At 36.5% G+C, this 11,499-nt stretch carries 10 protein-coding genes; all 10 read right to left on the reverse strand.

Annotated features, from left to right (window positions below; translation table 11 throughout):
* The coding region (locus RT405_RS03000) for an ABC transporter permease (protein ID WP_396163143.1) at nucleotides 1-522 on the reverse strand (522 nt) is incomplete at its 3' end.
* 24 nt (nucleotides 523-546) lie between these two features.
* Nucleotides 547-1,710 (reverse strand): CDP-glycerol glycerophosphotransferase family protein, encoded by a 1,164-nt coding sequence (locus RT405_RS03005; RefSeq protein WP_313467439.1) that lies wholly within the window; start codon nucleotides 1,708-1,710, stop codon nucleotides 547-549.
* A 16-nt stretch (nucleotides 1,711-1,726) separates the two neighbouring features.
* Nucleotides 1,727-2,830, reverse strand: a complete 1,104-nt coding sequence (locus RT405_RS03010; protein ID WP_396163130.1) for an ABC transporter ATP-binding protein — start codon at nucleotides 2,828-2,830, stop codon at nucleotides 1,727-1,729.
* Between the two features lie 174 nt (nucleotides 2,831-3,004).
* A complete protein-coding gene (locus RT405_RS03015) occupies nucleotides 3,005-3,910 on the reverse strand; it encodes a YihY/virulence factor BrkB family protein (RefSeq protein ID WP_313467442.1) in 906 nt (301 codons plus the stop codon).
* Between the two features lie 123 nt (nucleotides 3,911-4,033).
* The gene (locus RT405_RS03020; RefSeq protein ID WP_313467444.1) at nucleotides 4,034-5,077 is read right to left on the reverse strand and encodes an acyltransferase family protein; all 1,044 of its coding nucleotides are present in this window, start codon (nucleotides 5,075-5,077) and stop codon (nucleotides 4,034-4,036) included.
* A 545-nt stretch (nucleotides 5,078-5,622) separates the two neighbouring features.
* On the reverse strand, nucleotides 5,623-7,017 hold the full coding sequence (locus RT405_RS03025; protein ID WP_313467446.1) for a glycoside hydrolase family 43 protein: 1,395 nt from the start codon (nucleotides 7,015-7,017) through the stop codon (nucleotides 5,623-5,625).
* A gap of 15 nt (nucleotides 7,018-7,032) precedes the next feature.
* Nucleotides 7,033-8,883, reverse strand: coding sequence for a family 43 glycosylhydrolase (locus RT405_RS03030; RefSeq protein ID WP_313467448.1), 1,851 nt, complete (start codon nucleotides 8,881-8,883; stop codon nucleotides 7,033-7,035).
* A 131-nt stretch (nucleotides 8,884-9,014) separates the two neighbouring features.
* Nucleotides 9,015-10,808: a sugar-binding domain-containing protein gene (locus RT405_RS03035; protein WP_313467450.1), complete on the reverse strand. Its 1,794-nt coding sequence runs from the start codon at nucleotides 10,806-10,808 to the stop codon at nucleotides 9,015-9,017.
* 23 nt (nucleotides 10,809-10,831) lie between these two features.
* A complete protein-coding gene (locus RT405_RS03040; RefSeq protein WP_313467452.1) occupies nucleotides 10,832-11,206 on the reverse strand; it encodes a hypothetical protein in 375 nt (124 codons plus the stop codon).
* Between the two features lie 7 nt (nucleotides 11,207-11,213).
* Nucleotides 11,214-11,499 (reverse strand): ABC transporter permease subunit (locus tag RT405_RS03045; RefSeq protein WP_313467454.1); only part of this gene is annotated, 286 nt, incomplete at its 5' end.

Here is an 11,499-nt window from a genome sequence, read left to right on the forward strand (position 1 = left end):
ATGATAATCACGTATTAAAATAGTAATCGTTGAATTAAGTATTCCCATTGCAAACAAAAAAGCAATCATACAAAAGAAGTAATAAAAATATTGTAACCAATAAATGGTTGGAAATATACCAAAAGCAAACATAACTATTATTAAAATAGCCATCATCCACCCATAAGAAACGAGATTGCTCATAATATTGATTCCTGGCAAAACGCTCACCGGAAATTTCATTTTCGAAACCATGGCCACTTTGTTGTAAATACTATTGGAACCACCTAGCAAACTCGTATTAATAAAGAACCAAGCAATAATTCCAATCAACATCCAAACAATAAATGGTACACCATCTACGCTTCTTCCACCATTCAAGCCTAAACCGAAAATCAGGTAATAAATTCCAATTTGGATTAAAGGGTTTAAAAATTGCCACATTAAACCTAAATAATGGCTTTGGTAAGTCGCTCTTTCTTCATACTTTGACACTCTTGCAATGATTCCAAAATTATCAATTTGTTCTTTGATAATCAACATGACATTTTTCACGTTAAAACTCCTCTAACTTAAGAAATCTTTATATTTATTCTGGATATGCGCCATGACTCGCTTTTTTGCGTGTCCGTCATTATACGTATTCCATTTTTGATTAAATTCTGTAAAATCTACTTGATCTTCCTGTTTGATACTCGCTATAACTTCATCCATTGAAGATACAATTACTCCAGGTGCCCATTCTTTAAAATCTTTTTGGATGCCTGTATGCTGTTCATAATAAGTTTGATCGTAACAATAAAAAATAATTTTCTTTGCATTATCCAGTAACGTGAATTCAAATGGAATCGAAGAATAATCTGTAATTAAACAATCTGTCACAACTAACAAATCTTCAATAGAAAAATCAAATACATTGCCATAAAAAAAACCTTCGTATCGGTTTTCAACTATCGGTGTGACAACGTGCGGATGTTTTTTCATAATTAAAACATAATCGTTCCCCAAATTTTCATACAGTTGTTTTATATCTAATGGATAATTCTCCAGCTTATCCTCTCGATATGTCGGAGCATATAATATAATCTTTTTCCCAACCAGTTCCGGAAATGAAGCATAAAAGTTCGTTCTTTTTTGTTGAATCATATCTTTTTTAAAATAAACATCAGAACGCGGATAGCCGATTGGAATAATGCTTTCTTTAGGAGCACCGTAACTATTTTGGAAAACTTGCCCCATCATTTCAGAGCCGACAAGGTATTCATCAAAATGCTGATAAACTTGTTTAAAACGCATTTTATCAAAGTAGCTTCTTGACATCGCTGCCGGGTCTTCTAGTCCGAACCGCTTAATAGCACCATTTGCATGCCATAATTGTATGATTGTTGTTTCTTTATGCAAGCGTAAGCCCGCAAAAAAGGGGAAATAATTGTCACAAAGAATAACTTTAGCTTGCATACATTTAGGAACGGCTTCTTTGATAAAAGAAATAGATTGTGTGATAGAGTAAACTTCCGCTCCCATTTCTTCAAATCGTTTGATATCATTTTGACAATTTTCTGTATAAAAAATCGTTACCTTTATCTGAGGATTTTGCTCAATAAATGACGCTAACAGTCCATTTTCATTTTTCGGAAAACTCATTAAGTAAATCAAATTTTTTTTCACTTTTAAATGTTTTGAAATCAATGAAAAAAAACGGATAAGCCAAACGTAGATTATTTTAGCCACTTGTTCCTTCATAATTCTACTCTATCTTTTCATTTTCAACTAAATAAGAAAATGAACTATTATTTTGACCTGCAACCTCAACAGTCTGATGGGTCTCCACTTCTCCGTCTATTGATCCCAACAAAACGCTTGTTAACGACTTGCCGCTAAAGTGAACACCAACTAAAAACAATGTTGCAGCTACTGTAAGGAATAAAATAAGTCTCGTAGGCCAAGCCATTTTGTCTGTGATTTTTTCTTCACTAAATTGTTGGTTGAGTATTTTTTCTTCCTTTTTGTCTTTTGCATTTTCAAGCTTTTCTTGATGAAATTGTCTGATATCAAAGTTTTTTTGTTGTTGTTTATGTTCTTCTTGGTACGCTTTTTTATCTTTCGCACTTTTCGCTTTAAAATCATTAATAAACTTTTGATACTCTTCTGCAACTTCTTCTGAAGGACCAATCATTCGAATTTCCCCATAGTGCATCCAGATAATTTTATCACACAACTTTTTGACTTGCCCCAAGGAATGACTAACAAAGAAAATAGTTTTTCCTTGTGCTTTAAATTCCATAATCTTGTCAACACATTTTTGGTAAAACGTCTCATCACCAACAGATAAAGCTTCATCAATAATTAAAATATCAGGATCCGTGTGAACAGCAATAGCAAAACCTAAACGCGATTTCATTCCGCTTGAATAGCTTTTAACGGGTTGATTGACAAAGTCGCCAATATCTGCGAACTCAATAATACTATCCATTGTTTCATCAATTTCTTCATTTGTTTTGCCAGTCATCAAAGATTTTAGCCGAATATTTTCCAATCCGGTCAATTGGTTTTTTAATCCGGCAGAAATTGAAATAATGGAAGTTTCACCATTAATTACTGTGCTTCCTGTAGTTGGCGGTATAATACCAGCTATAATATTGGAAAGGGTTGATTTGCCAGAACCATTGATTCCAATCAAGCCGACTGTTTCTCCATCATAAACATCAAAAGACACGCCTCTTAAGGCCCAAAAAGTTGGAATATCTTTCTTGGAAAACTTAAACAATGCTTTAACTTTATCTGATTTTTGTTTGTACAAGTCGTATTGTTTGGTTACATTACTAACACGTACTTTTAATTGCTCTTCCAAAAAATTCACCTTACTTCTATTATTGTTTTTTATATTTTTACTTTTATTTTGACAATAGTCAATACACCATTAGAAATTATAACATAAAACATTCAGCTTTGCTTTTATGTCTTGTAATATTAATAGTTCCTTTATAATTGTTCTCTTGCATTTAATTCTTCTTTTAACAAAAGGCTACTTTTGGCGTCTTTTCAGCTTCCGATCGACATAATTGCCGATGCGGCTGTTAGCTTTTTCAATTTCGCCATCTTTGTACTCAGTAATGGCAGCATTCACAACTGCTCCTGATGTCAATAAAGCCCCTAGTACATTCAGCCACAACATAAACACGATCAACGTACCGATAGCGCCATAGCTCAACGTACCTTTGGCAAAGTAACTAACGTAGATTGTAAAAGCTTGAGTGATCAGCACCCAGCCAATAGTTGAAAAAATAGAACCTGGCAGTACATGCTTTAACTTTAAATTGGCATTTGGAACAAAATAATATAACAGTGAAAAGGCAAAAAACAAGGTAAACATGGTCACTGGCCACCGAATACTCAGAAAGGTATCTAGAAAGCTGGTAGATAGGTGCAATAATGGGGTAAGGTGTTCTAAAATCAACTGACCAAAACTGAAGACAACGACTAACAATACAAGGCCTAACAATAAAAGGACTGTGAACGTAACAGAAGCCAACCGGACAAAAATAATATTTTTTCGTGGGTTTACTCCATAAGCTTTATTCATACTCATTTGCATCGCATTCATGCCTCGACTCGCTGACCATAACGTTCCAATGGCTGCAATCGACAATACTCCTCCGCTGCCTGAGGTTAAAATCTGGTTCATGATCGGTTTTAAACTTTCCACTAAGTAGCTAGGTATAGCATTTTCTAAGTAAGGATAAAAGAACTCAGGTGATAAATTTAATAATGGTAATAAGTTCCCAATCACGATCAATAAAGGAAATAAGGACAATAAAAAATAATAAGCAATGACGGCTCCTGAGTTGCTTACTTCAGCTTCTTTGTATTTTACTTTTAAAATTTGACTAAACACTTTAATCGATTGCTTTTTGTTCGTTAGTTGAGCCATTTTGATACTCCTTTTTTCATTACTGTTCTCCATTATACTGATTCTCCTGTAAAAAAACTAGCGAAGTCCTTAGACAGGAAAAATTCCAATCAATAAAAACTGCTTTTCCTAGTCCGATTCAGCTTATAAAATAAATCGTTTTAGAAAAGGAATTTTTGCCAGCAATTTGACACAAATATAACTGACTAAGAACAATAAAACAGCTAGTAGCGGAACAGACAGAATCGGTGTGAAGATAAAAGTAGTTAGTCCAAATTTTGTGAAAATAAAACGAATCAGCACATGAATCAAATAAATGCCGAATGAATAACGAGAAAGTTCGATCATCCATTTACTCATTTTTTCAGAGATTTCATGCTGTTGCATACTTTCTTTAATAAATAAAAAGACTGCTGCACTCGCAAACAAGACATTAGGCGTTAAATATTCATATGATAGACTGTAAGGTTTTCCCGTCTTCAATGAATGAACATTCGCTACGACGATCGTACCAATTACTCCAGCTATGCCTAAACTGTAAAGGAAAAGTCTAGCGATTTTTGATAAGGAATAACGCGATAAATAATACCCAGCAAAAAAATAACCCAGGTAGCCGAATGTAATGTCTAAGTTAAGACCTCTTTCAACAATCGTGGTGGTTGATTTAAGCGGAAACGCATGATAAGTCGGATTGAGAAAACCGACAACAAAGCAAAAAAGCAGAAAATATTCTATTAATCGTCTATCTTCAGCGATTTTTCTTAAAAATGGCACCATTACATAGACTTCAATTAGACGGAATAAGAACCACAGATGAAAATGACCTTCAATAAAGGCTTGGTACATAACTTTTACTACATCGCTATTGATTGTTCGGTATTCATACACTGTAAAAATAAATGCATATAAAGCTGACCAAAAAATAAAAGCAAGTATGATACGGAAAATATTTTTTTGATACAGTTTTTTGATGGGTACTTCTTTTTGAGGATTTAAAAAGAAAATGCCGCTGACCATAAAAAATAACGGCACACTAATGCGGGAGAAGCCGTTATAGACGTTCAACGTCTGCCATTGATAAGAAGCGATTGGATATGAACCAAAATCAAGTGATGTGGTATGAATCACAATCACTAAAAAAATAGCTGCTACTCGGAGGACATCAGCATATAAAATTCTGTTTTTCATGTTGTCTCCTCCTCAGCTTCTCTTCTTTTCTCATTCAGTATACCAAACAACAAAAAAATCCGAAAACAACTGTACTTTTGTCTGAATAACCATGGTCAAGCCTTCAATTCCTTTTCACATATCTGAAAATAAGCCGCAAACCTTGCAGCTGTTTTCACGCTTACGTAATCAATGACCATGTAGTTTCAACTTCTTGAGCAGAGCATAAAGGACGTACTTGTCAATGCCGTTATAAATCCTGACTTCAGTATCGACAAGTTGAATCCTAGCTGCGAGCTTATTTTTTAGAAGAAGTTTAAGGACGAGTCGCTTCACTGGTTTCGTGTTCTAAAAATTGAACGATGATGAAAAGGTGGCTGTTTTTTTGTTCTAGCATAGTAGCAATCCTTGCTGACTGATTGAGATAGGACAATCTTACAGCAGGTGATGCGTTAATTCTATGAGATTAATTTTACCAGGGTTACTTTTCATCAACGCTTGTAGAAACATAACTTCTAAGAATCAAAAAAGCAATTTAGCTCACAAGCTAAATTACTTTTTTGGCATCAGTCTATTTTGACAATCTCTAAGCGATCGACGCAGATTGGATCGATTCCAATATCAGACTGCATAAAAATTTCATTCTTCCCTTTTTCTAAATTCACTCGTATTTGTAGTGGTTGGTAGTATTGTGCAAATGGAAGCGGCACTTGTTCTTCTTGGCCATTAGCAGCAACATTTATTAAAATATCCATCTCTGCACGCGGCATTTCTGCTGGTTTCACATAAATCAGCAAAGAATAGGTTCCAGCTTGTGGGGCTTGAAATGTCCAAGTTAGTTGATCAAAAGGATTTTCAAAGCCACGAATCACTTTTTCTGATAAAGAATTTCCATCTTCTATCTCTTCAAATTCGCCATCTTGTTGGGCTTTGTCAGCCAATAAACGATAGCGTTGGTTTTCCCCTTTGGGTAAGTGTTGCCGTTTGTTTTCTGCTAAGGGTGTCTCTAAATTTAACTTATCATCTTCTGACCATTTGATCTTTTGCATACGGATAGAACGATTCCAACCACCATGGTCCCAACGTGCAGCGTGGTAGACCAGCCATTCCTCGCCACCGTCTTTTGATTGGGCGAAACCATTGTGTCCTGGACCAAACACCTCGTTCTCACTTTTAAAGATCGGTTGATCAGCTTTTTGCCAATTTTCCCTTTTCAAAGGATCTTTTGCTGTATCCAAGGTCAATAATCCCAAGCAATAATCATTATCCCAACTACCACTTGCCGAATAGACGAGATTGATTGTTTGATTGCGGACCAAAATCTGTGGGCCTTCGTTGATCAAAGGGGATTGTTTTTTCTCCCAATCGAATTCAGGTTCAGAAAGTAGAAATTTATCTGTATTTACTTCTGTAGGTGAAACCATTTCTGATATATAAAGATTTTGAGCGACATTTACATAACCTTCCCAACCTGACCAAACAAAATAACGGTGGTCGTTGCTTTCAAAAACTGTACCATCAATAGCAAATTTGTCATCCATACCAGTAACAGCTTCTAATATCCATTGTCCTTTGTAAGGGTCTTCTGCTTCATTGATCAAAGCATACATGCGATGCGTTTCGCCGGGTTTATTGGCTGCAAAATAACAGACCCATTGATCGTCTAAGCGATGGATCTCTGGCGCCCAAATACTTTCAAAATCTGATGCTGCTTCAAAAACAACTTTTTCTTCACCAGTGGCTATTTGCGTCAAAGTTTTAGAACGTTGTAAAGTCACATTATTGCCTGTTGTCTTCGTATAATAATAATCATCATCCTCTTGATAGACCCATGGATCGGCTCCTTCATTATCTATGATTGGCGTGAAATCAGTAACTACTTCTTGTGAATCAGTGTTAATTTTACAGCCACTTAAAGAAATAAGGATAGTCAACAGTAACCAAAGCATTCTTTTCTTCAAGAAGCAACACCCTCTCTATTTGATCGTTACTGTAATTTCTAGGGCCAAAGGTAAATCACCGAGATTTTCCACCTTATCAGGTAAAACCACTTCTCCTTTTATCGTTATCTTCCCTGATTCGATAGATTCTGGTAATTGCCATTTGACAGCGACTTTTTGACTTTCGCCTGGTAGGCTTTTCGAAGTAATCAGACCAACTTCTTCTGGTAAAGACCAATCTTTTGCGTTGGTTCCTCTTTTCACCGTCACTTCTCTTATATTTTCTGTTTCAAAGCCAATAAAATTATCAACATCTACAGCGCCAGATGGGACTGGTTGTGGGGTAACGGTCGGTCCATGAACTTCCAAAATGGTTTTTCCTTTTTCATTTTCTGTAAAATGCATGCGGTCAATGGCAAACTCTCGGGGATCAGTATTCCAAATAGATTCATGACGATGATAAACCATGAACATTTCTTTGCCATCTGGAGACTCAGTAACCGCATGATGTCCGGTTCCATGGGCCAAAGAATTAGATTGCATAATCGGATTTTGTTCATATTTTTCAAATGAGCCTAATGGGTCGCTGCTTGTCGCATAGCCCGCTCCATACATTGGACTTTCAAAATGAGAACCTGAATACGTCAAATAATAAATGCCTTCTTTTTTCAACATATAAGGTCCTTCGTTAACATCAGCGATATCTTTTTCCCAGGGTTGTGAAGGTGCTAAAACTTCTGTAACAGTACTTTCATCAATAGATACCATGTCATCGTTTAATTTGGCACCCCAAATAACATTGCCTCCAGTAAAGCGCACAAAGTACAAATAATATTGCCCATCCTCATCTTTAAAAGCATGGGCATCGATTTCTTTAGTATCTTCATGCATCGGCGCCACTTTTTTTTGCGTGAAAGGTCCTAAAGGCGAATCAGCGATAGACACACATAGCTGTTCGTTGGCTGTGTAATACATATAGTATTTACCATCGCGCTCAATCAAATCAGGTGCCCAAAAGCCTTGAGTCCCCCAATTTTCATTGCCTGCGGTCATGGCCATTCCTTTATCCGTCCAATTCACCAAATCTGTCGAAGTATACACTTTGATCCCGTCATTATTACTACCAGCCGTGGTTGGGTACAAGTAATACGTTCCGTGGTCATATAAAACATCAGGATCAGCAGCTTCTGGAACCAACGAATTAGTATAAGTAGCACCTTTTACTTCCGCTTCATTAAATGGAGCAACCGTCATCTTTTCAAAAGTCGCATTTTCTAAGCGATTACGAACGCCGATTTGACCTCTCACATAATCTTCATCGCTCACATCGATTTTGGGGTAGCTATCTTTTTCTTCATTGACAAAACCTTGAATATGTTCTCCTGCGGCTTTTACCGTCAGTTTGTATGGTTGGTCATACTCAAGATACATTTTTTTTGTTGCGACTTCCGTCCAAGGTTCACCGTCAGTGCTTGATTTTCCAAGGATCACTTGTTGTTTGTTCACATCGATTCCAAAATAATAACCATCATAACTATCGACACCATCTCCAGGATTTTGGATCCGAAATAAGATTCCTCCTTCTGCGCTTGTATCATCCGTTTGATTATCTGGTTGTTCAATGGTGACTTCTGTTTCAAATTGAAAATCACCATATTCAGCTTTTTTATAAATCGCTTTGTTTCCAGTGCCTCCGTCCACTGTCAACACTCCTTTCTTATTGTCCCAACTGCCATCGCTATCACCTTGATAAATTTCCCACTTTTCAGGATCCAAAAAGTCAGCGTTAAAGGGATCTTTTTGTGCCAATACTACTTTAGTTATGCCACCTACCATGATTCCAGTCAGCAAGAGCCCACCGATCCAAAGCATCGTTTTTTTTTTCATAATCCCGATCCTTTCTGTTACAAAGAAAATGCTGAGACACAGCCTTTCAACAATGTTTTTCGAAAGTCTTTCATTGTTGAAAAAACGTCTGTCTCAGCCATTTTTCATTTACTCGTTTTTATAAATTCTTGTTATTCCACAGTAGGAATATGAAATTGATCATTGATTTCCTTGATTTTGCTGAGCTCACATTTAGGCTGTCTATCATAAGTCACTAATCCGTTGATTTCTTGTTCAACGTCTGTCATTTGAGTATAGCAATAGCCCCATAACGCTTTAGAAGCATAGAGAGCTTCCATAATCCGGCGATATTCAGAAACAAACTCATCAGTAGAAGCAACAGATGTATAGCCCCAACCAGGTTGACCAGACACGTCAAAACCAATCCCACCAAACTCAGTCAGCAAAATAGGTTGTCCTTCATAAGAAAAACCATTAGCAAAAATAGGCCAAGGAGTCGAGCGGTTATGAAGCAAGGTTTCTTTGCTGCTCAAACTTTCTTTGAAGTATTCATATTTAGCTACTTCTTCTTTTTGTCCATGTGCGTAGTTATGGATAGCCACGATATCAGTATCGGTTGCTGCCCACCCATCATTTGAAATCACCAAACGTGTGGTATCTAAGGAATGAATATAATGGAAAATGGCTTGAGAAAAATGTTGTTGTTGGCGATCAAAGGAAATATTCGGTACACCCCAACTTTCATTGACAGGTACCCAAGTAATGATCGATGGATGATTGTAATCACGTTTGATACTATCGGTCCATTCCACCATCAACCGTTCCACCGCACTATTTGTGTAAACAGGTGGCGCTGCACATTCTCCCCATACAATAAAGCCCATTTTATCGGCCCAATACAAGAACCGAGGGTCTTCCATTTTTTGATGCTTCCGACAACCATTGAAACCCATTTCTTTAGCTAATTCGATATCTTTGACAAAGTCCTCATCAGTAGGCGCCGTTAGCAAGCCTGTTGGCCAATAACCTTGGTCTAAGATTAATTTTTGATAGTATGGCTTATTATTTAAATAGACCATTCCATCAGCCGCATGTACTTTTCGCAAGCCAAAATAAGAATGCAAAATATCTTTACTTTGATCGGCTTCTTTTAGTTCCAAGTCAAGATTGAATAAATTTGGTGTTTCCGGTGTCCATGAATACCCTTCGTTATGATAATTTTGTCTGAAGATATGGTCTTGATACAATTCCACTTCAAATATCACTTTATTAGTAACCAAGTCAACTTGACCACTGGCTATGGGTTGATCTTTAAAAGAAATGGTGTAAGTTAAAGAATTTTGTTTGGTTAATTTACTGATCACAGCTTCGATTTCGATTTTTCCTTCATCAAAATGCGGTGTCAATTTAAGATCTGTTATATACTGTTCATTCACCACTTCAAACCAAACTGTTTGCCAGATCCCAGTTGAATTTGTGTACCAAATACCTGCTGATTCATCTTCCCAAAATTGTTTCCCACGTGGAATAGTTTCATCATAATGTGGATCCAAAGCTCGTACACTCACTTGTTGCTTGCCAGAAGGGTCTAAAAATGGTGTAATGTCGATTTCAAAAGAAGTATGCCCCCCAATGTGATGTCTGACATGTTGTCCATTTAAATAGATATCTGATTCGTAATCTACCGCACCAAAATGAAGCAATACGCGTTCATTTGCTTGCGGTAAAACGTCAAACTCGCGTTGATACCAAACAATATCATGAGGGGTGCGATCTTCAATGCCGCTTTCTTTACTTTGATAAACAAAAGGAACCGTAATAGTTTGATCGAAAACATCCGATTTTGTGAACCAGCCAGCATCGATTCCTTCGTTTTTATCATCAAAAGCAAATTTCCATTGACCATTTAAATTGGTCCATTTTTTACGTTCTAATTGTGGTCTGGGATATTCATTTCTCATCATGTCGTTTACTCCTAATCTTTTGCTCATTTTACTTTTAAACTTTTATTTTTTGCCATCAAAATAATGGTGGCAGTCATGCCGATAATGGCACTGACAACATCTAAAACGATATAGGAAAGAACCGATTCAACTAGTAGAAAAAAGCCGATTTTCCAATGTACTTGGCTATCTTTGATATAACGCTTGCTGAACAACAGATTTATGATGCCAAGTGCGATCAAAAGACTACCAAAGCTTGTAATTACTAGCATATAACCATTGGGATACACTGAAGGTTTAAAGCCAAGCATCCCATTTCCATGTTGGAAAATACCGTAATAGATAATGGTAATCATCCCATCGATGATTTGCCAGATTCCCATAGTTTTGATCAAAAAACGTTCTTGTTTTCTACTCATTTTTTTATCAACCTTTCACGCCGCCCGATAGAGACATTGATTCTAAGAAATATTTTTGGGCAAATAAATAAATGATAAATGTTGGAATAATTGCAATCAAAGCACCTGCCATAAGTAACGTTGGTTGGGCTTGGTACATTCCTTGTAATAATTGTAAACCAGAAGTAATTGGCATTTTTTCAATATCATTAAAGACAATGGATGGCCATAAGAAATCATTCCATGAACCGGTGAAAGTAAAAAGTGTGATAACCGTTAAAATCGGTTTGATCAATGGAAAAATAATTTTACGG

Origin of the sequence: Carnobacterium sp. (assembly GCF_032094055.1) — a bacterium.
In the GTDB taxonomy this organism is placed as follows: Bacteria; Bacillota; Bacilli; order Lactobacillales; family Carnobacteriaceae; genus Carnobacterium_A.